This window comes from Helicobacter acinonychis, from assembly GCF_900461455.1.
GTDB lineage: Bacteria > Campylobacterota > Campylobacteria > Campylobacterales > Helicobacteraceae > Helicobacter > Helicobacter acinonychis.
The window spans coordinates 925145-950530 of record NZ_UGIA01000001.1 but is presented as its reverse complement, the minus strand read 5'-3'; the positions used below and the strand labels follow the sequence as shown (position 1 = coordinate 950530).

General features: G+C 37.2%; 19 protein-coding genes, 4 tRNA genes and 2 pseudogenes. 14 read left to right on the top strand and 11 right to left on the bottom strand.

The window, feature by feature from the left end; translation table 11 throughout:
• Position 1: 1 nt before the first annotated feature.
• From DYI00_RS04545 to pheS, 9 genes are all read right to left on the bottom strand, one after another.
• The gene (locus DYI00_RS04545) at positions 2 to 670 is read right to left on the bottom strand and encodes a YggS family pyridoxal phosphate-dependent enzyme (protein ID WP_011577398.1); all 669 of its coding nucleotides are present in this window, start codon (positions 668 to 670) and stop codon (positions 2 to 4) included.
• A gap of 9 nt (positions 671 to 679) precedes the next feature.
• Positions 680 to 2530: a menaquinone biosynthesis decarboxylase gene (locus tag DYI00_RS04540; RefSeq protein ID WP_011577399.1), complete on the bottom strand. Its 1851-nt coding sequence runs from the start codon at positions 2528 to 2530 to the stop codon at positions 680 to 682.
• Between the two features lie 2 nt (positions 2531 to 2532).
• Positions 2533 to 4107 carry a phosphoglycerate dehydrogenase gene (gene serA, locus DYI00_RS04535; RefSeq protein ID WP_011577400.1) on the bottom strand — a complete coding sequence of 525 codons (1575 nt, stop codon included), beginning with the start codon at positions 4105 to 4107 and terminating at the stop codon, positions 2533 to 2535.
• 15 nt (positions 4108 to 4122) lie between these two features.
• Positions 4123 to 4635 carry a hypothetical protein gene (locus tag DYI00_RS04530; RefSeq protein WP_011577401.1) on the bottom strand — a complete coding sequence of 171 codons (513 nt, stop codon included), beginning with the start codon at positions 4633 to 4635 and terminating at the stop codon, positions 4123 to 4125.
• Between the two features lie 28 nt (positions 4636 to 4663).
• On the bottom strand, positions 4664 to 6322 hold the full coding sequence (locus DYI00_RS04525; protein WP_011577402.1) for a 30S ribosomal protein S1: 1659 nt from the start codon (positions 6320 to 6322) through the stop codon (positions 4664 to 4666).
• A gap of 117 nt (positions 6323 to 6439) precedes the next feature.
• A complete protein-coding gene (locus tag DYI00_RS04520; RefSeq protein ID WP_041600179.1) occupies positions 6440 to 7264 on the bottom strand; it encodes a 4-hydroxy-3-methylbut-2-enyl diphosphate reductase in 825 nt (274 codons plus the stop codon).
• Positions 7254 to 8543 (bottom strand): 3-phosphoshikimate 1-carboxyvinyltransferase, encoded by a 1290-nt coding sequence (gene aroA, locus DYI00_RS04515; protein ID WP_011577404.1) that lies wholly within the window; start codon positions 8541 to 8543, stop codon positions 7254 to 7256. The genes DYI00_RS04520 and aroA overlap by 11 nt, the downstream gene beginning before the upstream one ends.
• A 15-nt stretch (positions 8544 to 8558) precedes the next feature.
• Positions 8559 to 10850 (bottom strand): phenylalanine--tRNA ligase subunit beta, encoded by a 2292-nt coding sequence (gene pheT, locus DYI00_RS04510; protein WP_011577405.1) that lies wholly within the window; start codon positions 10848 to 10850, stop codon positions 8559 to 8561.
• Positions 10850 to 11836 carry a phenylalanine--tRNA ligase subunit alpha gene (pheS, locus tag DYI00_RS04505; protein WP_011577406.1) on the bottom strand — a complete coding sequence of 329 codons (987 nt, stop codon included), beginning with the start codon at positions 11834 to 11836 and terminating at the stop codon, positions 10850 to 10852. The genes pheT and pheS overlap by 1 nt, the downstream gene beginning before the upstream one ends.
• A gap of 80 nt (positions 11837 to 11916) precedes the next feature.
• Here pheS and DYI00_RS04500 point away from each other — a divergent pair, with 80 nt between their 5' ends.
• The 11 genes and pseudogenes from DYI00_RS04500 to DYI00_RS04450 all read left to right on the top strand — a co-directional run bounded on the left by DYI00_RS04500 (position 11917) and on the right by DYI00_RS04450 (position 19496).
• On the top strand, positions 11917 to 12231 hold the full coding sequence (locus tag DYI00_RS04500; protein WP_011577407.1) for a histidine triad nucleotide-binding protein: 315 nt from the start codon (positions 11917 to 11919) through the stop codon (positions 12229 to 12231).
• Positions 12232 to 12249: 18 nt separating this feature from the next.
• On the top strand, positions 12250 to 13572 hold the full coding sequence (locus DYI00_RS04495) for an aminotransferase class V-fold PLP-dependent enzyme (RefSeq protein ID WP_011577408.1): 1323 nt from the start codon (positions 12250 to 12252) through the stop codon (positions 13570 to 13572).
• Between the two features lie 25 nt (positions 13573 to 13597).
• Complete coding sequence (locus DYI00_RS04490; RefSeq protein ID WP_011577409.1) at positions 13598 to 14188, top strand: DUF3972 domain-containing protein; 591 nt, start codon at positions 13598 to 13600, stop codon at positions 14186 to 14188.
• Between the two features lie 329 nt (positions 14189 to 14517).
• Positions 14518 to 14997, top strand: a complete 480-nt coding sequence (locus DYI00_RS04485) for a hypothetical protein (RefSeq protein ID WP_011577410.1) — start codon at positions 14518 to 14520, stop codon at positions 14995 to 14997.
• A gap of 10 nt (positions 14998 to 15007) precedes the next feature.
• Complete coding sequence (gene guaA, locus DYI00_RS04480) at positions 15008 to 16534, top strand: glutamine-hydrolyzing GMP synthase (protein ID WP_011577411.1); 1527 nt, start codon at positions 15008 to 15010, stop codon at positions 16532 to 16534.
• A gap of 78 nt (positions 16535 to 16612) precedes the next feature.
• Entirely contained in the window at positions 16613 to 17362 is a 750-nt protein-coding gene (locus DYI00_RS04475; protein WP_011577412.1) for an HpaA family protein, read from the top strand.
• 180 nt (positions 17363 to 17542) lie between these two features.
• A tRNA-Pro gene (locus DYI00_RS04470) sits at positions 17543 to 17620 on the top strand.
• A 62-nt stretch (positions 17621 to 17682) separates the two neighbouring features.
• Positions 17683 to 17759: transfer RNA gene (locus tag DYI00_RS04465), tRNA-His, on the top strand.
• Between the two features lie 64 nt (positions 17760 to 17823).
• A tRNA-Arg gene (locus DYI00_RS04460) sits at positions 17824 to 17900 on the top strand.
• Positions 17901 to 17917: 17 nt separating this feature from the next.
• Positions 17918 to 17994 (top strand) — tRNA-Arg (locus DYI00_RS04455).
• A gap of 764 nt (positions 17995 to 18758) precedes the next feature.
• A pseudogene (locus DYI00_RS04450) lies at positions 18759 to 19496 on the top strand (SPOR domain-containing protein).
• Between the two features lie 131 nt (positions 19497 to 19627).
• Here the strand turns inward: DYI00_RS04450 and DYI00_RS04445 are convergent.
• Entirely contained in the window at positions 19628 to 20158 is a 531-nt protein-coding gene (locus tag DYI00_RS04445) for a hypothetical protein (protein WP_011577414.1), read from the bottom strand.
• A 201-nt stretch (positions 20159 to 20359) separates the two neighbouring features.
• Between DYI00_RS04445 and DYI00_RS04440 the strand changes: the two genes are divergently transcribed.
• The 3 genes from DYI00_RS04440 (at position 20360) to gdhA (ending at position 23916) form a co-directional block, all read left to right on the top strand.
• Positions 20360 to 21583, top strand: coding sequence for a M48 family metallopeptidase (locus tag DYI00_RS04440; protein WP_011577415.1), 1224 nt, complete (start codon positions 20360 to 20362; stop codon positions 21581 to 21583).
• Positions 21580 to 22410 carry a peptide chain release factor N(5)-glutamine methyltransferase gene (gene prmC, locus DYI00_RS04435; RefSeq protein WP_011577416.1) on the top strand — a complete coding sequence of 277 codons (831 nt, stop codon included), beginning with the start codon at positions 21580 to 21582 and terminating at the stop codon, positions 22408 to 22410. Before DYI00_RS04440 ends, prmC begins: the two co-directional genes overlap by 4 nt.
• Before the next feature lie 159 nt (positions 22411 to 22569).
• Entirely contained in the window at positions 22570 to 23916 is a 1347-nt protein-coding gene (gene gdhA, locus DYI00_RS04430) for an NADP-specific glutamate dehydrogenase (protein ID WP_104687421.1), read from the top strand.
• 128 nt (positions 23917 to 24044) lie between these two features.
• On the opposite strand, the pseudogene DYI00_RS04425 reads toward gdhA, so the two are convergent.
• Positions 24045 to 25365, bottom strand: a pseudogene (locus tag DYI00_RS04425) (GmrSD restriction endonuclease domain-containing protein).
• Between the last annotated feature and the right edge of the window lie 21 nt (positions 25366 to 25386).

Sequence of the window (25386 nt, the reverse complement as noted above, 5' to 3'; positions counted from 1 at the left end):
CTCACTCTTTAAACAAAAAAGAGCCAATCCTTAAAAGATTTGCTCCGCAAGCAATCGCTAATTCAAAATCATTACTCATGCCCATTGAAAGGATGCTCGCATTCTTTAGTTGATCAAAAAGTTTTTTGGTCATTATAAAGGATTTTTCAATTTTTGCTTCATCATCAGTGTGTGCTCCTATACACATAAGCCCCTTAAGCTTGATATGTTTGCAAGTTTTACTGATTTGAGAATAAAAATCTAGCGTTTCTTCAGGTCTTACCCCACTTTTACTTTTTTCATACGCGCTATTAACCTGTAAAAGGGCGTTTAAGGTTACACCTAGGGTTTTGCAACGCTTTTCTATTTTTAAAGCGAGTTCTAAAGAGTCTAAAGAATGCAAAAGGGCGGGTTTTAAACTTAAAAGCGTGTTGATCTTATTTTCTTGTAAAGAGCCTACCATGTGCCACTCAAGGGGCAAATGTTCTAAATAGTGCATTTTAGTTTTTAAATCTTGAACTTTATTTTCTCCAAAAGCCCTTTGAGAGCAATTGTAGTAATGCTGGATGGCTTCTAGGGGAGCGTTTTTTGAAATAGCCACGATTTTTACAATATGGTGTCTTGAATAGGCGATGCGTGCTTTTTCTATTTTTGCAATGAGAAAATCAATTTTTTGGCGATAATCTATCATAGATCTTCTTTATAGTTCTTCTTTATGGGTGCTAAAAGAATGCGTGAGATGGAATTTTTGATTCAACTTTTCAAAATCCTTTAAAAACCCTTTCTTTTTTAGATTCTCTATGACTTCCATAGAGCAATTCGTTTCTGTGGGCCATTCTCTAAAATGTTTGTCCATAATGCCCTTATTGGTAGCGTCTATAAAAAAGCAATGTTTAGAGGTGAGAATATCGTGCTGCGCGTCAATATTATTAACAACGCGCCACAATAACATGTAGGGGTTATTCAAATCGTTGCTTGTATGCTCTACAAACACCACAATGCGTAAATATTCTTCAAAACCTAACAAGTTTTTAGCCAATTCAATGATGCTTTTATCTTTCTTTTCCACGCTAATCACACAAATAGGGTTACGAGTGTGCGGATAGTATTGTTTCAAAAGAATGATATTTGGCATTTTATCTTGTAAAAGTGCCAATAGGGCATTGTCATCTAAAAGCGTGGGGTAGGGGGTATTGCTTTTAGAGGTCGCATCAATACCAAGTTTCCCCCCCATAGCGTATTCAGGGCTTGCATGATCTAATGCATCACACACGCCTTGAGAGATGAGCGCGTTTTCTTTAGAAAAATTTTCTAATACATACTCAATGATAGCGTTGGTGTCTCTTAAATTGGGAGCGTCTTCATTGACAAAAATCGCATGTTTGACAAAACTCATTTGCCCCACCCCCCAAAAAGCATGCATGACTTGTTTGGCATGGGCGTTGTAGTGCGTGTGTATTTGAGCTAAAATCAAATTATGAAACACCCCATTTTCTGGCATGTAATAGTCTATAAGATTGGGGGCGTTGGTTTTTAGCAAAGGCAAGAATAAGCGTTCAGTCAAATACCCCATGTATTTGTCTTCTAAAGGGGGCTTACCCACTACGGTGGCTAAATAAATGGAATCTTTTTTGCAACTAATGGTTTTGACTTCTAAAATAGGGTAAGGCTCAATGGGGGTATAATAGCCAGTGTGATCCCCAAAAGGCCCTTCAAGCTCTAGCTTTTCGCAATCCACAAACCCCTCTATCACAATGTCGCAATCTTTTGGCACGCTTAAAGGATTACTCAAACATGGCATCACTTGTGCTTTTTTCTCTCTAATAAACCCATAGAGCATGAGCTCATAAATACCATAAGGTAGGGGGGCAGTAGCACACCATGTATAGAGCAAATCCCCACCAATCGCAATGCTTACAGGCATTTTGACTTTAGCTTTAGCGTATTCGTGGAAAAAGAGTTGGGAGTCTTTATGGATTTGCCAATGCAAGCCTAAATGGTTTTTATCATAAACTTGCAAACGATACATGCCTAAATTCTTTTTTTTATTATCTAGGCTTTGGGTATAGACTTGCCCCATAGTGATGAAAGCCCCACCATCTTTTTCCCAAGTTTTTAAAACAGGTAGATCCCATAGATTAACCTCTTCGTTTTGTTTGGTGATGAGGTTTTTAGGGCGAGCGGTTTTTTTAGGGAAAATGTGTCTTAAAGCCCATAAATCCTTTAAGACTTTCAAACTTTCAGCGAAATTTTTAGGAGCACTAAAGTGCAAGAAAGCTTGCATGCGTTGTTGCAAATCCTCTATGGGGGTTTTTAATAAAAGCTCTAAGCGTTTGAATGAGCCAAAAGCGTTCATTAAAATAGGCATGTCAAAGGTTTTGATTTGATTACGCTCTTTTCTTATGGGGTGCGTGAATAAGAGAGCTTTGCCTCCATTAGGTTTTTTCGCTTCTATATAAGCCAAATGAGCGATTTCTAAATCCACTTCAAGGGGAGCGTCAATGATTTCTAATTCATTATGCTCTTTTAAAAGCTTTACAAAATCTCGCATGCTTAAATAACCACATAATGAACGCTTAAACACGCAGGAATGTTTTTAAGCTCTTCTAAAACTTCCAAAGAAACCTCTTCATCTACAATAATGAGCGCTAGGGCTTCTTTTTGCGTGTTGCGCCCCAAACGAAAGTCAGCGATATTAATGCCATGTCTAGCAAATACATTCCCCACGCTTCCGATAACGCCTGGAATATCCGTATTCCTAAATAAAAGCATTTTGCCCTTTGGCTCTATATCAATATGAAACCCATCAATCTCAGTGAGTTTTAAAATATCCTCTTCAAACACCGTGCCGCTCACGCTGATCGCACCATTAGTTGCATTTAGGGTTAAAGAGAGCATGTTTTTATAAGGTAAAGCACTTTCTTTAAGGCTAACCTTGATTTCAATGCCTCTTTCTTTGGCTACAAAGGGGGCGTTAATGTAATTGATTTTATCCCCTACAATGGGTTTTAATACCCCCACTAACATGAAAGCAACAAGAGCGTCTTTAAATTGATTGATCTCTCCACAAAGACTAAAATCAATCTTTTGGCACACGCTCTTATGGATTTGACTGGAAAAATAACCTAGTTTTTGAGCTAAATTCAAGTAGGCTTTAGTGCTGGCATCAAAAGCTTGCATGGGTAAATTTAGGGCATGCGGATGGCTTGAACCCCTTAAAGATTCCATAACCCCTTGGGCGGCTTGCTTGGAAATTTCTTCTTGGGATTCTAAAGTGTTTGCACCAATATGGGGGGTCGCATAAACATTAGGCAAGTCTAAAAGCTTGTTATGAATACCTGGCTCTTTAGAAAAAACATCAATGCCAAGCCAACGCACTTTTTTAGTTTCTAAAGCTTCATAAAGAGCGTCTTCACTATAAAGCCCACCCCTAGCGCAATTGATCAAGATAACCCCTTTTTTCATGCGTTCAATCTCTTTAGTGCCTATCATGTTAATGGTTTCTTTATTTTTAGGGGTGTGGATAGTGATCATGTCGCATTGTAAAATATCTTCAAAATTTTTTGTGTAAATGACTCCTAAATCAGTGGCTTTTGAAGAAGGGATATAAGGGTCATAGGCTAGAACTTCCATTTCAAACGCTTTTGCTCTAATGCCCACCCTAGAGCCAATATTCCCAAAACCAATAATGCCTAGCTTTTTATTTTTCAATTCCGTTCCATACCAATCTTCTCTCTTCCATAGCCTTTGGTGTTTGATTTGATCATTCGCACAAGGAAACAATCGCACCGCATTAATTAAATGCGCCATGGTCAATTCCACAGCGGCGATCGTGTTAGCGGTAGGGATATTCATCACTACAATGCCTTTTTGAGAGCAACTTTCTAAATCAATATTATCCACTCCTACACCCGCTCTTACAATGGATTTTAAATGGGTTAGAGGCTTTAAAAAATCGCTTGTGATAGGGGTCATGCTACGAGTGATGAGTGCATCCATAGGAATGAGTTTTTCTAAAAGCTCATTTTTAGAGCATTTGGAATAATCATGCAAAACAATATCTTTTTGAGCTTCTAAAATTTGAATGCCTTTGGCATGGATGGGGTCGCAAATGGCTACTTGATACATTTTTATCCTTTGAATTTAAAAAACAGCATGATAGCGTATTTTATAGTAGTCTAAATCAGCTAAAAAGCGTTCTTTTTTATTTTCATCTAAATAGACGATGAGATTAGATTGGTTGTTGGTGTTATCATAAGCGTAATCAATTTGTTCTTTTTTGAGGATTTCTTTCAAGCACAAGAATTGATAATCCTTTAAATCCTTAATGATAAGCTTTGAATATTCCCTTTTTCCCTCTTCAAAAGGGACTTCAAAATGATGTTCTATGACAGGGTAATTGATGGAATCTTGTGCATCAAGGTTTTGAGAAAGGGTGTTGTTATGGGTTTCTTCGTTATGGGGGTTATTAGCACTTTCATTAGGGTTATTAGGGGTTTCTTCTAGGTTAATGTCATGGCTTTTTTCTGTTTGAGATGGGTTTTTGTTTATAAAAGAGACGGTGGGGATTTCTTTTTTAACGCTCAAAAACAAATAGGCTAAAACGCCAAGAGCGGCAGCTAAAGAGATAAAAGCAACAACACTCTTAAATCTCATGCCATTCCCATGTTTTTAAATCAAGTCTCTAGAGTTTTTCTTTAAGAATATCCCCTAAAGTCATTTTATCATTGTTCGTGTTAAAGGCTTGCAATTCTTCTTTTTCTTTTTTACGCTCTAGCCTATGCACAGAAGCACGCACTTTGTTGTTAGACTTTTCAATCGCAACAACCACGCAAGTGATTTCTTGCCCCATTTTAATTTCATCTTTTTTCAAGGGGTTTAAATCTTCATTTTTAATCAACACATCAATGCCATCAGCATGGATAAAGACGCCAAAATCCTTGATACTCACCACTTTGCCTTGGATCACGCTATCCATTTTATGCTTTTGAGCGAATTTTTCCGTGGGGGAAGTGAGCAAGTGTTTCGCACTCAAAGAAACCTTTTTATCTTTTTTGTTGATTTTAAGGATTTTCACTTTGATCACATCGCCAATTTTATAGTGGTCTTTGCATTTTTTATCTTTATCCCAAAAAGCGTCGTGGTTGTGGAGCAAACCATCCACCCCACCCAAATTTAAAAACGCCCCAAAATCCGTTAGAGTCGCTACTTTGCCCTCTATAACATCTCCCACTTGATATTTAGTTTCAAAAACATCAAAGGGTCTGTTGGTGAGTTGTTTTAAAGAAACCCTTAAGCGACGGTTTTTAGGATCAATATCAATGATTTTTACATCAATCTCTTGCCCCAAACTCAAGTAGGTGTTAGGGTGGCTGACATTTTTATCCCAAGAGATTTCAGAAACATGCAAAAAGCCTTCAATATCATTCCCAATATCCACAAACACCCCATAATGTTCAATATTGCTCACCACCACCTTAATGGCGTATCCGGATTTTAATTTGCCTTGGATCTCTTCCCATGGGTCTTCTATGGTCGCTTTTATGGATAGCGAAAGACGCCTTTTTTCTTCATCATAAGCGATAGCTTTGACATAGACTTCGTCGCCCTCTTTGTAGTATTTCTCAGGATTTACCGGACCCTTATGGCTGATTTCAGAATAATGGACTAGACCTTCGATCCCTTTAGCTTCTACAAAAACGCCAAAAGGGGCGATCTGCCGCACAATCCCTAACACCGGCTCTGCAGATTCTAACAATTCTTTAGAAATTTCAAGCTGTCGTTTGTCATTAACCTCAAAGAATCGTTTGCGAGAAATATTGATAGAGTGGTTTTCTTTATCCACACGAATGATGCACGCTTTAATGCACTTACCGATATGGTTTGCGTCATTTTTTAAAGAAGAGTGCGAGCGGGAGAGAAAGTACTCCACGCCTTGAGACTCCACGATATAACCCCCTTTATTCTTGCCTACAATCTTGCCCTCAATAATGGCGTTTTCGTAATTTTCGCCTAATTCTTCAATTTTAGCTTGAACTTTCTGTTGGGAGATCGCTTTTTTGTAAGAAACGCTAGGGCGTTCGCCTCTTTCAGAGACATGCACGACAATGGGGTCATTTTTTTGATACAACAACTGCCCCTTTTCATCTTTGATCTCACTCAAAGCCAAACGACCTTCTGTCTTACCGCCCACGCTCACCATGGCATAACCATCATTCTCATTGATGGAAACGATTAACCCTTCTTTGATGGTGCCCTTTTCTAGGGCTTCTTCTTTTTCTAAAAGTTTTGCGAAGTCTTCCTCCTCGTCATTAAAATACTGATGATCTGCTAGCTTGCTCATTGACTGCCTTATGTACTAAATATAAAATCCTTAAGATCATTGTATCTTTTTTTGACTTACAAAATCGTTTAAAAACCAACAATTAGCTGTTTTTTTAAAGAAAAATTTCAAAATGTGTTAAATCGTGCTAATTTTTTGCTTGACATTTTCTATAATCCAATCCGGCGTGGAAGCCCCAGCGGTAATTCCGCACAATTTTTTATCCTTAAACCACGCCATTTCCAATTCGTTTTCATCTTCTACCAAGTAGCTGTCTTTACAATGCTGTTTGGCGATGCTTAAGAGCTGTTTGGTGTTTGAAGAAGTTTTACCGCCCACGACTATCATAATATCCACTTCTTTACTCAAATCCAAAGCGGCTTTTTGGTTGTAGGAAGTGGCGTTGCAGATCGTGTTAAAAATACGCACTTCAGTGCATTTTTCAACCAAATAAGAAGCGATTTGTAAGAGTTTTGGGGTTTGTTTGGTGGTTTGAGAGACTAGAGCCACTTTTCGTTGGAGCTTTTTTTCTTGCAATTTTTCTAAAGAATTGACTACTAAAGCTTGATTAGTGGCATAGCTAATCACGCCCTTGACTTCAGGGTGGTTAATATCCCCAAAAAGCACGATCTGATACCCCTCTTTACTCATGGATTCTACGATTTGTTGGGGTTTGATCACATACGGACAGGTCGCATCAGTGATTTTTACCCCCTTATTTTTCAAATATTCTAAATCTTGCTTGGGAATGCCATGGGTTCTTATGATCACGCTCTTGTCTTTAGGGATTTTTTTAGGATCTTCTTCAATTTTCACATTGAAGTTTTTTTCCAAACGATTGATTTCTTTAGCGTTATGGATGAGCGAGCCAAAAATCAGGCTATTTTGATTTTTTTCAGCGATCTGTATCGCTCTTTTGACACCAAAACAAAAACCATAATCCTTAGCCATTTTAATTTCCATGGAGACTCCCTTTTTTAAATAAATTGAGCAAACGCTTGAATTGCGGGAAAGAAATGTTTGCACATTCTAAATTATCAATTTCTAAAGGCAGCATTAAGGTTAAAATAGCAAAACTCATCGCGATCCTGTGGTCATTAAAGCTTTTAATAATAGGGGGTTTAATTTGAGAAAAGCGCTGCTTTAACTGGCTTATATCTTCTAATCCCTCTATATAAAATCCGTCTTCAAATTCTTCGCATTCAATTCCTAAAGCTTTGAGGTTAGAAATAAGTGCTTTGATCCTATCGCTTTCTTTAGATCGTAAATCTTTAGCGTTTTTGACCACGCTTTTACCTTTTGCAAAAAGCATAGCGATACCTAAAGCGGGGATTTCATCAATAAGACTAGCGATATTTTGATCAATAGTGATCGCTTTTAAAAGGGCATGTTCTATATAAATATCGCCTATAATTTCTAAATCTTTGGACTTGATAACACACTCTATATGAGTGCCCATTTTTTTCAAAACTTCAAAAGCTTCTATGCGAGTGGGATTGAGTAGGACATTTTTTAAAAGAAGGCGGCTTTTTGGCAGAATAGCGCAAGCGAGAGCGAAAAAAAATGCACTAGACGGATCATTGGCTATCTTAAAATCAAAAGCTTCTAGGGGTTTTTCTAGGGGCGAAATTTTTAAAACGCCGTCCTGATCTTTAATATTAGCTCCTAAACTTTTAAGCATGATTTCTGTGTGGTTACGGCTAAGCTCGCTTTCTCTATAGGTGCTTGTGCCTTGAGCTTGCAAGGCACTTAAAATAAAAGCGCTTTTGACTTGGGCTGAAGCGATAGGGCTTTCATAATCGCAAGCTTTTAAAGGACTCCCTAAGATCACTAAAGGGGCGAAATGGTTATCCTCTCTCCCCAAAATTTTTGTCCCAAAAGCCTTTAAAGGCTCAATGATTCTTTTCATGGGGCGTGAATTTAGGGAATTGTCCCCACTTAAAACAAAAAGCCCTTTTTGAGCGCTTAAAAGCCCACTGTATAAACGCATGCTAGTGCCAGAATTGTTACAATTTAAAATCTTTCTAGGCTCTTTTAAGGCCCATGGGGGCGTGATCTTAAAAGAATTTTTGGCGATATTCTCTACTCTAGCCCCTAAATTTTGAGCGATTTCTAAAGAACTTAAACAATCTCCTCCCATTAAAAAATTCCGCACAAAACAAGGCTTTTTGGCAAGCAGACTAAAAATGACGGCTCTGTGTGAGAGCGATTTGTCGCTAGCGTTAATATCAAGCTCTATCAAATACTATCCTTTATCTTATCCTTTGAGGCGGACGTTAAAATTTTTTTCTAAAATTTCTAGTACTCTTTGCACGGCTAAATTGACCTCTTCATCATTTAGGGTTTTTTCTAAAGAATGGATCATGCAACGCACGCTTAAAGCTATTGCGTTATTGTTTTCTTTAAAAATATCAAGGGGTAGAATTTCGCTTAAATTAGGGATTTGAGCGTCTTTTAGAGCTTTTTTAATTTTATTAAAAGCGGTATCCTCATCAATGATGAGAGTCAAATCCCTCACACTGCTAGGGTAAATGCTAAAGGGTTTTAATAACATGGTAGGGTGCTTGAGTTTAGAAGCGTCTATTTCAGCATAATAGCTTTCCAATAAATCCAATTCTTGGATAACTTTAGGGTGGATTTTGGCGATTACGCCTATTACTTCATTATTTTGAATGATTTTAGCGCTCTGGTAGGGGTGGTTAATGGGGGTTTTAGTGTCTAGTTTTTCCAAGCTAAAATCCCCTACAATTTTTGAAACGCATTCGGCAAAAGAGTAAAAATCCCACGCCTTGCCTTTGGCATAAGGGTAACTTTCTTTAGTTTGTAAGCCGCTCGCTAAAAAGCCTAGTTTTTGGATTTCTTCTCTTTTAGAATTATACACGCTTCCCTTTTCATACAAAGCTATGCTTTTAAACCCTAAATTTTTATTCCTTAAGCTTGCGTCTAAAAGCCCGCAAACAAGACTCGTTCTAAGAGTGTTTAACTCCGTTGTGATAGGGTTTTGTAATTCTAGGGGATCTTCTAAAATCTCAAAGCCCAATTTTTGTTGTTTTTCTTTAGAATAAAACACATAATGGATCACTTCTTTAAAACCGCAAGCAAGAGCCTTGTGTTTAAGGTTTTCAAAAAAGCGGTGCGTTTCATAATGGGGGTTTGAATTTTTACTGCTAACACAATGAAGGGGTTTAGAAATCAAATTATCAATCCCTAAAAAGCGTAAGATCTCTTCAGCAATATCTTGGATCGTTTTAATATCATGCCTAAAGTTGGGCGTTATAACTTCTATATTTGACCCTTTTATTTTGACTTCAAAGCCTAAATTTTTTAAAACGCTTTGAATTGTTTCTTCCTCTATAACAAGCCCTAAAATTTCAGCAATGTCTTCAACTTTGAATGTAAGGGCGTGGTTTTTTAAAGAATACTTGGTTTGTTTGCTTTCCAAAATAGCGGTTTTTAAATGGGTGCTTAAAAAATTCAAGCCATCTAATAAATTAGGGTTGCTCCCCCTAGTGCTTCTATAAATAAGGGCGTTGTCTTTTTGAAGCGTTTTGTTTTTTAGGGCGTGTAACCTTAAAGACAGGCTAATAGGATCGGTATAACTCGCTTCTAAAAGCAAATACTCGCTTAAATTGTCTTGATTTTGATGCTTGATAGCGATAGTGGAGAGTTTTTGATGATTAATATAAACGCTTTCAAGGTTGTTTTCATCGTTTTTGACGCTTAAATCAATAGGGGTATTTAGGCTATAAGCGTTCAAATAATAAATATTCATTATTACCCCACTAAAATGCATGCTAAATTCTATGAAATTTTTTAGATCATTCTCACTCAAGGCGTTATTATGAGCGAGTGAGAGTTTGATGTTTAAAGGGGTTTTTAAAGAATGGTTGTGGATCAAATAATAAGCCAAATGCGACTGGATATTTTCATCAATATCAAGCACGATTGAATCGCTTTTTTGCGTAAAATTTAAAGCCTTAATAGGTTTTAGGGGCGCGCGATAAAACGCGCTAATTTCTCTAGCAACGCCTAAAACACTCAAGCAATCCCCACGATTGGGGGTTAATGAAATTTCTAAAACATGCGTGTTGAAAGGGGCGTATTCACTCAATTCTTTCCCTACGACCAACTCCCCAACACTCTCATCTAATTCTAAAATACCATCATTGATTTTAGGAAAGCCTAATTCAGCGCTAGAACAAATCATTCCATGGCTTTCAACCCCCCTAATCTCAGTTGGAGCGATTGTTGTTGAGCTTATTATCGCCCCATTCAAAGCGACTGGCACGAATTGATCTTGTGCAACATTTTTAGCCCCACACACGATTTGCAACACTTCCTTGCCAATATCCACTTGACACACGCTGAGTTTTTCGGCGTTTTTATGAGAGGCTTTTTCTAAAACCTTACCCACAACCACATTTTTAGGAGCGACACAAGAAACACAGCCCTCCACTTCTAAACCTAAGCAACTCAAATTTTCACAGAGTTTGGTTATATTTTTAGGCGTATTGACAAAAACATTCAAATCATTAACGCTTAGTTTCATTAAAAACCCTCCAACACCCTTAAATCAGTTTCAAAGAAACTGCGTAAATCATTGATTTGACAAGTTAGCATGGCTAATCTTTCAATCCCCATGCCAAAGGCAAACCCACTCATGCCCTTATACCCTATGGCTTCAAACACCGCATTATTGACCATGCCACAGCCTAACACTTCTAGCCAGCCCATATGCGAGCAAACCCTACAGCCTTCTTGCTTGCAAAACACACAACTAATATCCACTTCAGCGCTTGGCTCTGTGAAAGGGAAAAAGCTAGAGCGCCACCTTAATTTCACGCCCCCAAAGAAATAATGCAAAAAGTCTTCTATCACGCCCTTTAAATGCGTGAAATGGATATTCCCTTTTTGATCCACGACAAGCCCTTCAATTTGATGGAACATGGGCGTGTGGGTCAAATCATAATCGCGTCTAAAGGTTTCGCCTAAACAAATCATTTTAATGGGGGGGGTTTGTTCTTGCATGGTGTGGATTTGCACAGGCGAAGTGTGGGTCCTTAAAAGTTTGTGATCTTTAAAGTAGAAAGTATCTTGCATATCTCTTGCCGGATGGTAAGGGGGCAAGTTTAAAGCGCTAAAATTATGAAAATCATCTTCCACTAAAGAGCCGATTTCAAGCTTGTATCCTAAAGGGGTAAAAAATTCAATGATTTTATTTTTAGTGTAATTTAAAGGGTGAGAAGAGCTTGTTTTGGTAGTGTTAAACAAACTCACATCAATTTTTTCTTTTTTCAAGCGTTCTTCTAACTCAAGCTCTATGATAGCCTTTTTTTTCAATTCAAAGGCTTTTTCAAACGCTTGTTTATAATGGTGGATTTCTTTAGCAAAGGCGTTTTTTTCTCCGCCGTTTAGATTTTTAAGTTGGTTGAATTTATCCGCAAAAACCCCTTTTTTACCCAAAGCATTCAAGCGCACTTCTTCTAATTCTTTGTTATTAGTAACCTTTTCTAATCGCTCTATTAAGGTGTGCAATCCCTATCCTTATATTTTATTTTAAAAAGCTATAATACAACTTTAATAAAAGAAAAACCTTAAAAGGGAGCAAAAAGCATATGAATGTGTTTGAAAAGATAATTAAGGGCGAACTTCCTTGTTCTAAAATTTTAGAAAACGAGCATTTTTTGTCCTTTTATGATATTAACCCTAAAGCTAAAGTGCATGCGTTAGTGATCCCTAAAAAAAGCATTCAAGATTTTAATGGCATCACTCCAGAGCTTATGGCGCAAATGACAAGTTTTATTTTTGAAGTGGTGGAAAAATTGGGCATTAAGGAGAATGGTTACAAGCTTTTAACCAATGTGGGTAAAAACGCAGGGCAGGAGGTGATGCATTTGCATTTTCATATTTTAAGTGGGGATAAACATTAAAAGCGTTGGTGGTGTTTTGTGCAAGCGTTTTTAAATAGGAGTTTCGCTCCCTTACTTAACCCTAACGAAAGCCCTTTAGAGCAGGTTAAATCTAGTATTATTTTAAAAAAAGGGGTGTCTTATTTTGACTGGGGGGCTTCAGGTTTAGCGAGTGCTTTAGTGGAAAAGCGCGTGAAATCTCTACTGCCTTATTATGCGAACCCTCATTCTATCGCTTCTAAACATGCGATTTTAATGGGTATGCTTTTAAATGAGTGTCAAGAGAGGTTAAAGTGCTCTTTAAATTTAAGCGAAGATCATTGCGTTTTGAGTGCAGGGTATGGGGCGAGCTCAGCGATTAAGAAATTTCAAGAAATTTTAGGGGTGTGTATCCCTTCAAAAACAAAGAAGAATTTAGAGCCGTATTTAAAGGATATGGCTTTAAAGCGTGTGATTGTAGGGCCTTATGAGCATCATTCCAATGAAATTAGCTGGCGTGAAGGCTTGTGTGAAGTGGTGCGTATCCCTTTAAATGGGCATGGCTTATTGGATTTAGAAATTTTAGAGCAACATTTAAAAAAATCCCCCAATAGTTTGGTTTCTATAAGTGCAGCTTCTAATGTAACTGGGTTGCTTACGCCCTTAAAAGAAGTTTCATTATTGTGTAAGAAATACCAAGCTACTTTAGCTTTGGATTTAGCGAATTTTAGCACGCATGCTAACCCTAAAGATTGCGAATATAAAACCGGTTTTTATGCCCCTCATAAGCTTTTAGGGGGTGTTGGGGGGTGTGGTCTTTTGGGTATTTCTAAAGATTTGATTGACACTCAAATCGCTCCGAGTTTTAGTGCAGGGGGTGTGATTAAATACGCTAACCATACAAGGCATGAATTTATTGATGAATTGCCTTTGAGAGAAGAGTTTGGCACGCCAGGGTTGTTGCAATTTTATAGGAGCGCTTTGGCGTATCAATTAAGAGATGAATGCGGTTTGGACTTTATCCATAAGAAAGAAAATAACCTTTTAAGAGTGCTTATGCATGGTTTAAAAGACTTGCCCGCCATCAATATTTATGGGAATTTAACAGCACATCGTGTGGGGGTGGTGGCTTTTAATATTGGAGGGATTTCGCCTTATGATTTAGCGAGAGTTTTAAGTTATGAATACGCTATTGAAACTCGGGCAGGTTGCTCTTGTGCAGGGCCTTATGGGCATGATTTATTGAATCTTAACGCCCAAAAGTCAAGCGATTTTAATACTAAACCTGGATGGCTTAGAGTGAGCTTACACTTCACGCATTCCATAAACGATATTGATTATTTGCTAGATAGCTTGAAAAAAGCGGTTAAAAAATTGCGTTAAGCTAAAACTATTTTTAAGGAAAAATTTGGATATTTTAGATTTAAACAAAGCACAAGTGGCACAACAAGATAAGCAAGAGGCAGAAATTAAAGAAAAAGAGTCTAAAGAGCCGGTGGTTTTAGAAGATTTGAGTGCTTTAGCGTGGCTTGAATTAGAGGAGTTTAGCCATCTTTCAGGGCTTCCTAAAGAAAGGATCTTAGAGTTAGTGAATATTGGTAAAATTAAAAGCAAAATAAGTAACAACAAGCTTTTAATTGATGCGAGCAGTGGGACAAACGCCTTGATTAAAAAAGTGGAAAACAATTTGATTTCTATGGATATGAATGGGCGTTCTTTAGAGCCTGTGTTTGTAGAAAAGACCATTAACACGATTTTAAATTTGCATGATAAAGTCATTAGCGCTAAAGATGAAACGATTTCAGCCTTTAAAAATGAAAACATGTTTTTAAAAGACGCTCTAATCTCTATGCAAGAAGTCTATGAAGAAGATAAAAAAACCATTGATGTCATGCGAGATGAACTCAATAAAGCGAGGGAAGAAATTGAATTTATGAAAAGGAAATACCGCTTGATGTGGGGGAAAGTCGCCGACATGAGCAGCGTGAATAAAAAGTAAAATTTATTCTTATATTAATCATAAAATTTAAAAAATGCTTTTGAGCATTTTTGCAACAAACATAATAAAAGAGCTTGCGAAAAGCAAGCGATAATCTCTTAAAAAAAAGCAGTATTCTCGGATTAGTAGGTTACTTAAGGGGGTTGTAGGGGAGAGTTATTTCAAAATACCCCCTATCCCCTTAAGAGAATGGGTTTTAAAATAAAGTAATCAAAATCCCATTTTTTAAGGAATTAAAAGCATAGATCAATCCTTTAGTTTTTATATTATAATACCCAACCAATGCCTTTAATTTCTGTTTTCAATATTAACGCTTAAAGGATTAAAAGATGAATATTTTTCAAGCGAGTTTGTGTGTGGGATTACTTTTTTTTGGAGGGGTTTTATTGGGGGGTTCGCCTAAAGTCTTTAAAGTTAAGGTGGATAAAAGTTGGGGCGTGCCTTTTTTAAATGTGCTTTCTATGGCTTTTAAACAAGACATGCAAAAAGAGATCATTTTTGTGATCACAAAAAACAACAAATTGAATAAAAAAGTGCTTTGTGATTTTGACGCCTTTTTATTGCCTGAGTCTGAAATGAGAGACATGCCCGCAAAAGCGCTTTTCGATAAAGAGTTTTTATTCCAGTCTAAAGAAAATAAAACACTCTATACATTTTCGCTCATTGATGCTCAATATTGCTCAAAAAGTAGGAATTATCAATACCAATTAGAAGCTTTGGAGCGTTGGTTTATGCAAAAAGTACCTGAATTAGCTGAAAGTTATAGGGTGAATTACAAAAACCAATACGACAAAAAAACAAAGCAATAAAGAATAAACGATGATTGTAGTATTAGATTTTGGGAGCCAATACACACAGCTGATTGCTAGAAGATTAAGAGAGAGCGGGATTTACGCTGAAATAGTCCCCTTTTTTGAAAGCACAGAAAACATCCAAAAAAAAGCCCCTAAAGGCTTGATTTTGAGTGGGGGGCCAGCGAGCGTGTATGCTAAAGACGCTTACACGCCCAGTGAAAAAATCTTTGATTTGAATCTACCGATTTTAGGGATTTGCTATGGCATGCAGTATTTGGTGGATTTTTTTGGGGGGGCAGTGGCTTGCGCGAATGAGCAAGAGTTTGGCAAGGCCGCTTTAGAGATCATTCAAGATTCTGTGATTTTTAAAGGCGTGAAAGCAAAAAGTCTCGTGTGGATGAGTCATATGGATAAGGTCATAACATTGCCTAAAGGTTTCACTACCATTGCAAAAAGCCCTAATTCGCTCCATTGTGCGATTGAAAGCGGCAAGGTTTTTGGCTTGCAATTCCACCCAGAAGTCATTCAAAGCGAAGAGGGGGGAAAAATTTTAGAAAATTTTGCCCTTTTAGTTTGTGGCTGTGAAAAAACTTGGGGGATGCAAAATTTCGCTCAAAAAGAAATGACGCGATTAAAAGAAAAAATTTCTGACGCTAGGGTTTTATGCGCGGTGAGTGGGGGCGTGGATTCTACAGTGGTCGCTACGCTATTACACAGAGCCATTAAGGATAATTTGATCGCTGTTTTTGTCGATCATGGCTTGTTGCGTAAAAATGAAAAAGAAAAAGTCCAAGCGATGTTTAAGGATTTGCAAATCCCTTTAAACACCATAGACGCTAAAGAAATCTTTTTGTCTAAATTAAAGGGCGTGAGTGAGCCTGAATTGAAGCGAAAAATCATCGGCGAGACTTTTATTGAAGTGTTTGAAAAAGAAGCCAAAAAGCACCATTTGAAAGGCAAAATTGAATTTTTAGCCCAAGGCACTTTATACCCTGATGTGATTGAATCCGTGAGCGTTAAAGGGCCTTCAAAAGTGATAAAATCCCACCATAATGTGGGCGGACTGCCTGAATGGATGGACTTTAAGCTCATAGAGCCTTTAAGGGAATTGTTTAAAGATGAGGTGCGTTTGTTGGGTAAAGAACTGGGCGTTAGCCAAGATTTTTTAATGCGCCACCCTTTTCCAGGGCCTGGACTTGCTGTAAGGATTTTGGGCGAGGTTAGTGAGAGTAAAATCAAATGCTTACAAGAAGCGGATTTTATTTTTATAGAAGAGCTTAAAAAAGCGAATTTGTATGACAAGGTTTGGCAAGCTTTTTGCGTGCTGTTGAACGCCCATTCTGTGGGGGTGATGGGGGATAATCGCACTTATGAAAACGCTATTTGTTTAAGGGCGGTGGATGCGAGCGATGGCATGACGGCGAGTTTTTCGCATTTAGGGCATTCTTTTTTAGAAAAGGTTTCTAACCGCATCACCAATGAAGTGAGCGGAATCAATAGGGTGGTGTATGATATTACTTCTAAACCACCAGGAACGATTGAATGGGAATGATTATCCGCAAAATTAGAGGTAAAAAGTGGGATTTTTTGGGTAAGATTAGAAACTGATTTTAAAAAAGAAAGGAAGTTAATGAAAAAAGGTAGTTTGGCGTTAGTTTTAGGATCGTTGTTAGTGAGTGGGGCGTTTTATACGGCTTTAGCTGAAGAAATGCCCACAAAGCACCAACATAATAATATGGGCGAGTCGGTAGAATTGCATTTTTACTATCCTATTAAAGGCAAGCAAGAACCTAAAAATAGCCATTTAGTCGTGTTGGTTGAACCTAACATAGAGGTTAATAAAGTTATCCCTGAAGATTATCAAAAAGAGTTTGAAAAGTCTTTAGTCTTTCAGTTGAGCAGTTTGTTAGAAAAAAAGGGTTATAGCGTTTCGTCATTCAAAGATGTTAGCGAGATCCCCCAAGACACAAAAGAAAAGGCGTTGCTCGTTTTACGCATGGATGGGAATATGGCGATTTTAGAAGATTTGGTGGAAGAAAACGATGCAACGAGAGAAGAAAAAGTGATTGACATGTCTTCAGGGTATTTGAATTTGAATTTTGTTGAACCCAAAAGTGAAGACATTATCCATAGTTTTGGCGTTGATATTTCAAAAATTAAAGCTGTGATTGAACGAGTGGTGTTGGATCGCATGAATTCTGGAGGTTTTGTCCCTAAAACTTTTATACATAAGATTAAGGAAACCGATCATGACAGAGCCATTAAAAAGATCATGAATCAAGCTTACCACAAAGTTATGGCACAAGTTTCTAAAGAGTTGAATAAAAAGAACATGGGGCGTTATGAAAAAATGGCGAGCGAGATGAAAAACCGCAAGTAGTTTTAAGAAAAAGTTTAAAATCATTTAGAGCCGCTTTTAAATGGCGGCTTTTTTAAAAGCGTGGGGGAGTTGGATTAGGGTATTTTTTGAGCGTTGTTTTTTAATTTTTAGCTGTATGTTGAAAAATTGCGTTCAAAAATCAAAAAATTCAGTTATAATAGCAATTTATGTGAAAAATCTCGGGGCGTAGCGCAGTCTGGTTAGCGCACTTGGTTTGGGACCAAGGGGTCGAAGGTTCGAATCCTTTCGCCCCGACCACTTTTTGCATAATGTGTTGTTTTGTTTAAAATTCTTTGGTAAAATATCGCTCTCTTTCAATGGTGGGAGTAGCTCAGTCGGTTAGAGCATCAGATTGTGGTCCTGAGGGTCGTGGGTTCGATTCCCATCTTCCACCCCATCTCATAAAATAAGCGTTTTTTACCAAGTTTATATTATTAGTCGTTTCTTTATTTAAATTGTAAGCGTTCGTAGCTCAATTGGATAGAGCACCAGACTTCGGATCTGGGGGTTAGGGGTTCGACTCCCTTCGGGCGCACCACCTAACGCCAATATCATGCGCTTGTAGCTCAGCTGGATAGAGCAACAGCCTTCTAAGCCGTAGGTCGCAGGTTCGAGTCCTGCCAAGCGCACCATTTTAACATTCTTTAAAGAGGAATTATGGATTCTTTAGAATGGGGATTGCTCATTTTTTTAATTCTTGTTTTTCTTGTAGGCATAGGATACTATGTTTTTATGGTTTTTTCTTCCAAAGATTGATTATAAAATCCCTTTAACACTTGTTTTAACCCTTTTGAAGCTTGAAAGCGTTTTTAAAAAATGATTAGTGAAATATAAACAAAGTGAGAATGGGTCACCATTTCCGCCCCATAGCCCAATTACAAGAGATAGGGTTGGAACTCTCTAAACTCACAGCGTAAATCCTACACAAAAAACATTAATAATAAGAGTGGTTATAAAAAGCTAAAGAATAAGAATAAGAGATATACAAATAAATGCACACATTATCCGTGACTTTATTGCACCGAGCAGAGAAAGTTTTTTGACTATGACCCATGCTTGAAGTCTTACTAAAAAAAGATAAATCAAGCAAGAGTTTGTTAAAAGAAAAGAATTGTTATATCAAATCTCATCGTTATTGATTGTTTTATGGCAGGATTGGTTAAATAGAGTTTAAAGAAGAAGCTAAACGCTCTCCATTTTTTTATAATCAAGGGTCTATCAACTTGGCTTGCCCTCTAAAATTCCTCACTTTTTTAAAATCCGCAATAATCTGTTTTTAATGGTTTGTTTCGTGGTGTGGTTGTGGTTTGAAAATTTTGGTTGGCTTTTATTTTCGTTCCTCGTGTGAGTTTTTGCTATCATTTTACTATGTATTGGCTTTACATGGGAATGATAAATGCAAAAGAATATATTAAAAATTACGCTGTTGTTGGTTTTTCTCTTTTTGAGAAACGCTGTTGGTTTAGAGGGCAAAAAGATAACCACCTAGCCTAAAAGCCCTCAAAATGCGCCTAAAAATTTACCCCCATCCAATCAAGGCTCAACCAAACCCTATGAAGATCTTATCAAAATGTTAGATAATATGGGAAAAAGCACGCGGTATGAGTTCCCTAAAATTAAAGAAATCCTAGAGCAAAGCGAAGAAGAATGGCTCAAAGTCGCCCATGAAGAATGCATAGCGTTAGTCATGTTAATAAGCCCCAAGGCTACTATTGAAAATAGTCCGATTTATAAGAATTGCTATGAAGCTTATGTGAAGCAAAGAATCCATGATTTATATGATTTTTGTATAGAGGGCAAAAAGGTGAAAAGAAAAATCAAAAAAGCCCATAAGCATGAGGTTGCTCTCAATCAATCCCAGCCCTTAAAAGAACCACCTAAAAATGAGCATCAAGAAAAACCTAGCTTAAAAGATGCGAGTATCCCTAAAGGGTATTATTTGCAAGTGGAGGCTTTTTTAAACACGCCCAGCAAGGATTTTTTACAAACGCTCAAAAATTTCCCTTACCAAATAGAGAAAAAAGACTCTCTCATGCATTATTTTTTGGCCCTTACAAAATCAAAGAAGAAGCCCTAAAACAGCTTGAAAATGCGGCTAAAAGCTTTAAAAATACCCATGTTGGTGGAAAAATGATTGTTTTAGTTTCAATTCTCAATAGCTTTTTCTAATGGCGTGTTGATTATGAAAACTAAAAAACTCAAAAGTATTTTTTAAATAACAATAAAAGAGCTTGCATTAAGCAAGGGATAGTTAAAAAAGCGGTCTTATGAGATTTTCATTTGATAAAGCCACCTGGCTATCAATGCGATAAACAAACTTGCGCTTAAAAACGCATAGCCTGCAATTTTATAAAGGGGGATAAAGGTTTTTTGGATCTCTTCTTCTGCGATAATGATTTTAGAGATCCCTAAGCGGTTATTTGGGGCGTTATCTATGAGGTAAAAACCCTGTTTTTTAAGCACAAAATAGGGGGTTTTGATGGGCGTTTCATTTTTAAAAGAGACCACAAACGCCCCAACATTAGAAAGCTTGACCTTATTGCCTGTATCCAGCAAGACAAAGGGGGTGTTTTTGAATCGCTCTTCTAAGATTTTTAAAGGCTCTAAAGAAGAGATATTATCCAATTCTAAAAGGCTTTTAGCGATAGCATCAGCAGTGTATTGCATGCGTATTTGGGTATTTTCTATGAGACTATTTTTCGCATAAAAGATGAATAACGCTAATAAAACCCCCACTAAAAGCAAGGTAGAAGAAATATAAACCATCAAAAAACGCTTTTTAAAAGAATGGGGCATGCAAGACCTTTTTATTTGTCGTGGGTTTAATCATACAACTTTTAACCTGTGGCGATAAAAATTTCAAAAATAGCCTTTTTTCTATCATGTTTATTTAATGCGATAGTAAATGTTTAAAAAACACTGTTACAATCATCACTTATTGCAGTTTTACTGATATTGCAGTTTTACTGATAAATTGATTAAAAAGGAGTTTAGAACATGCTTGATGTATGGATAGATATGATAATTTTTATTTTCTATTTGCTCTTTTTTACGGCTCCTCATATTCTAGGCGATGTTTTGCAAGTGTATTTTATCCGCCAAAAGCTTTGCGAGAAGCCTATTTTGCTCCCCAAAAAGGATTATGAAAAAGCGGGCTATTATGCCATTAGAAAAATGCAATTATCTATTGTTTCTCAATTTTTGGACGGCATCATCTTCGCTGGCTGGGTCTTTTTTGGTCTGACGCATTTAGAAGATTTAACGCATTATTTAAACCTTTCTGAAACGCTAGGTTATGTGGTGTTTGCATTGTCATTTTTAGCGATTCAAAGCCTTTTATCCTTACCGATTAGCTACTATACCACCATGCATTTGGATAAGGGATTTGGTTTTTCTAAAGTGAGTTTATCGTTGTTTTTTAAGGATTTTTTCAAAAGCTTGTTGCTCACTTTAGGCGTGGGGTTGTTATTGATTTACATTCTTGTTATGATCATTCAACATGTAGAGCATTGGGAGATTAGCTCGTTTGTCGTCGTGTTTGCTTTTATGATTTTGGCTAATCTTTTTTACCCTAAAATCACACAGCTTTTCAACCAATTCACCCCCTTAAACAATAGGAATTTGGAAAAGCAAATTGAAAGCATGATGGATAAAGTGGGTTTTAAATCCCAAGGCATTTTTGTGATGGATGCTAGTAAGAGAGATGGGTGCTTGAATGCGTATTTTGGAGAGTTGGGTAAAAATAAACGAGTGGTATTGTTTGACACTTTGTTTTCTAAGGTTGGGACAGATGGGCTTTTAGCGATTTTAGGGCATGAGTTGGGGCATTTCAAAAATAAGGATTTGCTGAAAGGTTTAGGGATTATGGGAAGTTTGCTCGCTTTGGCATTTGTGATCATTTCCTATTTGCCGCCAATCGTCTTTGAAGGCTTTAATGTTTCAGAGACGCCAGCGAGTTTGATCACCATTTTACTTTTGTTTTTGCCGGTATTTTCCTTTTACGCCATGCCTTTGATCGGATTTTTAGCCGCAAGTAATGAATACCATGCCGACAAATTTGGGGCGAGTTTAAGCTCTAAAGAAACTTTAGCCAAAGCTTTAGTGTCTATCGCCAATGAAAATAAGACTTTCCCTTATTCGCACCCCTTCTATGTTTTCTTGCATTTCACACACCCGCCACTTTTAGAGTGCTTGAAAGCTTTGGATTACAAAATTGAATGACCCTTTCACAAGCCCTAAACAAAGCCAAAAAAGGATTATCCCAAAAAGGTTTTAGGGGGGGGTTAGAGTCTGAAATTTTGTTAGGCTTTGTTTTGCAAAAAGAGAGGGTTTTTTTGCACACGCATGCACATTTAGAATTAAACCATAGAGAAGAAATGCGTTTTTTTGAATTGGTAAAAAAACGCTTGAACGACTACCCCATAGAGTATTTACTAGAAAGCTGCAGTTTTTATGGGCGCTCTTTTTTTGTGAATGAGCATGTTTTAATCCCACGGCCTGAAACGGAGATTTTAGTTCAAAAAGCGTTGGATATTATTTCTCAATACCATTTAAAAGAGGTGGGCGAAATAGGCATAGGGAGCGGTTGCATTTCGGTGAGTTTGGCTTTAGAAAACCCTAATCTCTCTATTTATGCGAGCGATATTTCACAAAACGCTTTAGAAGTGGCGTCAAAAAATATTGAACGCTTTGACTTGAAAAAGTGCCTTTTCTTAAAAAAAACGCATCTTTGGGATCATATGCCAACAACACCAATGCTTGTCTCTAACCCACCCTATATCGCTAAAGGTTATCCTTTGGATAAATCCGTTTTAAAAGAACCGCATGAAGCCCTTTTTGGTGGGATCAAAGGCGATGAAATCTTAAAAGAAATCATTTTTTTAGCCGCTGAATTGAAAATCCCTTTTTTGGTTTGTGAAATGGGGTATGATCAGTTGAAAAGCTTGAAAGAATGCTTGGAATTTTGCGGTTATGATGCAAAGTTTTACAAGGATTTGAGTGGCTTTGATAGAGGGTTTGTAGGTATTTTAAAAAGTTTTTTAAGATAAATGATAAAGAGCTTGATTTAATCAAGCGATAGCTGAGTTTGAAAAATTAAAAATAAAATTTTAACTATCCCTTTTGATGAGAAAAGCCAAAAGAATTAAAACTTAATTACCCTTTTAGTGTTACAATAAAAACCTAAAAACAATAAAGGAATGCCGCTCATGTATATTGAAAAAATCCTCCAATCTTTACAAAAAAAATACCCTTATCAAAAAGAGTTCCATCAAGCTGTCTATGAAGCTATCACTTCGTTAAAACCCCTTTTAGACAGCGATAAAAGTTACCAAAAGCATGCGATTTTAGAGCGTTTGATTGAGCCTGAAAGAGAGATTTTTTTTAGAGTGTGTTGGCTAGATGATAATAATCAAATCCAAGTCAATTGGGGGTGTAGGGTTGAATTCAATTCGGCTATTGGTCCTTATAAAGGGGGTTTGAGATTCCATCCTAGCGTGAATGAAAGCGTGATCAAATTCTTAGGCTTTGAGCAAGTGTTAAAAAATTCGCTTACTACTTTGGCTATGGGGGGTGCTAAGGGGGGGAGCGATTTTGACCCTAAGGGAAAGAGCGAGCATGAAATCATGCGTTTTTGTCAAGCGTTCATGAATGAATTATACCGCCATATTGGAGCCACAACTGATGTGCCAGCTGGGGATATTGGGGTGGGTGAAAGAGAGATTGGCTATTTGTTTGGGCAATACAAGAAATTAGTCAATCGTTTTGAGGGCGTATTGACCGGTAAGGGGCTTACTTATGGGGGGAGTTTATGCCGAAAAGAATCTACCGGTTATGGGTGCGTGTATTTTGCTGAAGAAATGTTACAGGAAAGAAACAGCTCTTTAGAGGGTAAGATTTGCAGCGTTTCTGGGAGCGGTAATGTCGCTATTTATACGATTGAAAAATTGCTTCAAATAGGTGCTAAACCGGTAACTGCAAGCGATTCTAATGGCATGATTTATGATAAAGAGGGCATTGATTTAGATCTTTTAAAAGAGATTAAAGAAGCGCGTCGTGGGAGGATTAAAGAATACGCTTTAGAAAAAACAAGCGCGAAATACACGCCTGTAGAAAACTACCCCAAAGGGGGGAATGCAATATGGCATGTGCCTTGTTTTGCAGCTTTTCCTAGCGCGACAGAGAATGAATTGAGCGTTTTAGACGCCAAAACCCTCCTTTCTAACGGATGTAAATGCGTGGTTGAAGGGGCAAACATGCCCTCAAGCAATGAAGCGGTTGAATTGTTTTTGCAGGCTAAGATTTCTTATGGTTTAGGCAAGGCGGCTAATGCTGGGGGGGTGAGCGTGAGCGGTTTGGAAATGGCACAAAATGCGAGCATGCACCCATGGAGTTTTGAAGTGGTGGATGCAAAATTACACCATATTATGAAAGAGATTTATAAAAATGTCTCTCAAACCGCTAAAGAGTTTAAAGACCCTACTAATTTTGTTTTAGGGGCTAATATCGCTGGTTTTAGAAAGGTAGCGTCTGCGATGATAGCCCAAGGGGTTTAAAGGGTTGTTTAAAAACCCTATTTTAAGAAAGTCTCTAGTAATCGCTTGAAAAAGCCTAAATTTAAAAAGACTAAAAGGCGTTTTTTAAAGGGTGTTTTACTATAAAACACCCCCTAAAAGGAGAGTTTTTAGTTGGCAGTGAAATCCTTAAAAAAGTATTGATCAACCATTCTTTCATTTCTTTTTATCAATCCCTTTTTATTGAAGTTTTTTGCATCAAAGAGTTTGTCAGATCTGTTAAAAGGGATTTTACTCTCCTTGTAGATTTCACACTTCCCATACAAATCTTTATTGCTTGCTTTGATATTGAGCGATTTCTCCAAGGAGATCAAATTACCATACGCGTCAATGTGTTTTCCAAGATCATCCTTGTTTTCAAATCCAAGGTTTTGGATCTCAACTTCATTTCCTTGTCTCAATAAATCAGTAGGAATAATATGCTCTTTTTCTTGAGCAAGTTGTTTCCCTTTGATTAAATTTTTTAGATCGTGAAACTCCATATCTTTGCATTTCTTTTCAAAGAATGCGTAGTGGAAGTAATCTGAATTGAATGCATTGCTTACAAAGTTTTGAGAAGCCAACTCTATATTAATCTTAGGATGAAATTTGCATTGGGCAATCATTTCATTTTTCAATCCCTCTTTGCCACTTTCAAGATACTTATAAATTAGATAATGAGCCGGTGCGTTCAATGTTGTGCCACTTTTAAAAAACAAAATACTGACTTTTGCAAAAAGTATTAGCATCTCATCGTCTAATTCCTCGTTGATTTTCAAGCGGATGAGCGAATTGTAAAAATGCTAATTAATGCTCATGAGCATGACTTTAAAGGTGGTTGGATTCTTACCAATTTCATCCAATAATTTCAAAAAAGCTTGGTAGAATTCTTTCAAATCGCTGACATAGTCTCTGATAAACTTTTCCAAGCTATTTTCTTTAACTTTTTTAGTTTACCCTTGAGTGTTATAGGCGTTTTCTTTGCTTGCTTCGTTGTGTCCAAAAATTTCTCCAAAATGATCGTTGATAAATTTGTCTAGCAAATGAAGAGGCACTCCCCTATCATTCACGCTTTGAAATGTTTTGATCGCTCTTTCAGAATCAGGTTCTTCTAGCCACACCACAACCATTTCTAAAAGGGCTTCCAAATGTTCATTGATCTCTTCTTCATTCAATGGACTGACCTTATCCAAAATAGTTCTTAAGACTTCTAAGAGATTTTTCTTACCCTCAGTGTCTATGTCTATAATTTCTGCACAATGGCTAATATTCCCTTTTTCTGCTTCTTCTAAAATCGTTTTAAAGAAATCTTGATTTTCTTCAGCGACTTCTAATTTCAATTTTTAAATCTTCAAAATTCTTTTCTTTCCAAGCATGATCCCTTTGATAATTGGGGATGCTGTATCCGTCCTCTAAAAAGACATTTTTTAGGGTGGTTTGACCATTTTGCATGCGGCTATCCTTTGTTTTGAG

Coding starts and splice junctions, on each gene's coding strand:
- DYI00_RS04545 (WP_011577398.1), bottom strand. CDS start 670: ATGATAGATTATCGCCAAAAAATTGATTTTCTCATTGCAAAAATAGAA.
- DYI00_RS04540 (WP_011577399.1), bottom strand. CDS start 2,530: ATGCGAGATTTTGTAAAGCTTTTAAAAGAGCATAATGAATTAGAAATC.
- serA (WP_011577400.1), bottom strand. CDS start 4,107: ATGTATCAAGTAGCCATTTGCGACCCCATCCATGCCAAAGGCATTCAA.
- DYI00_RS04530 (WP_011577401.1), bottom strand. CDS start 4,635: ATGAGATTTAAGAGTGTTGTTGCTTTTATCTCTTTAGCTGCCGCTCTT.
- DYI00_RS04525 (WP_011577402.1), bottom strand. CDS start 6,322: ATGAGCAAGCTAGCAGATCATCAGTATTTTAATGACGAGGAGGAAGAC.
- DYI00_RS04520 (WP_041600179.1), bottom strand. CDS start 7,264: ATGGAAATTAAAATGGCTAAGGATTATGGTTTTTGTTTTGGTGTCAAA.
- pheT (WP_011577405.1), bottom strand. CDS start 10,850: ATGAAACTAAGCGTTAATGATTTGAATGTTTTTGTCAATACGCCTAAA.
- DYI00_RS04500 (WP_011577407.1), top strand. CDS start 11,917: ATGAATGTGTTTGAAAAGATAATTAAGGGCGAACTTCCTTGTTCTAAA.
- DYI00_RS04485 (WP_011577410.1), top strand. CDS start 14,518: ATGAATATTTTTCAAGCGAGTTTGTGTGTGGGATTACTTTTTTTTGGA.
- guaA (WP_011577411.1), top strand. CDS start 15,008: ATGATTGTAGTATTAGATTTTGGGAGCCAATACACACAGCTGATTGCT.
- DYI00_RS04475 (WP_011577412.1), top strand. CDS start 16,613: ATGAAAAAAGGTAGTTTGGCGTTAGTTTTAGGATCGTTGTTAGTGAGT.
- DYI00_RS04445 (WP_011577414.1), bottom strand. CDS start 20,158: ATGCCCCATTCTTTTAAAAAGCGTTTTTTGATGGTTTATATTTCTTCT.
- DYI00_RS04440 (WP_011577415.1), top strand. CDS start 20,360: ATGCTTGATGTATGGATAGATATGATAATTTTTATTTTCTATTTGCTC.
- prmC (WP_011577416.1), top strand. CDS start 21,580: ATGACCCTTTCACAAGCCCTAAACAAAGCCAAAAAAGGATTATCCCAA.
- gdhA (WP_104687421.1), top strand. CDS start 22,570: ATGTATATTGAAAAAATCCTCCAATCTTTACAAAAAAAATACCCTTAT.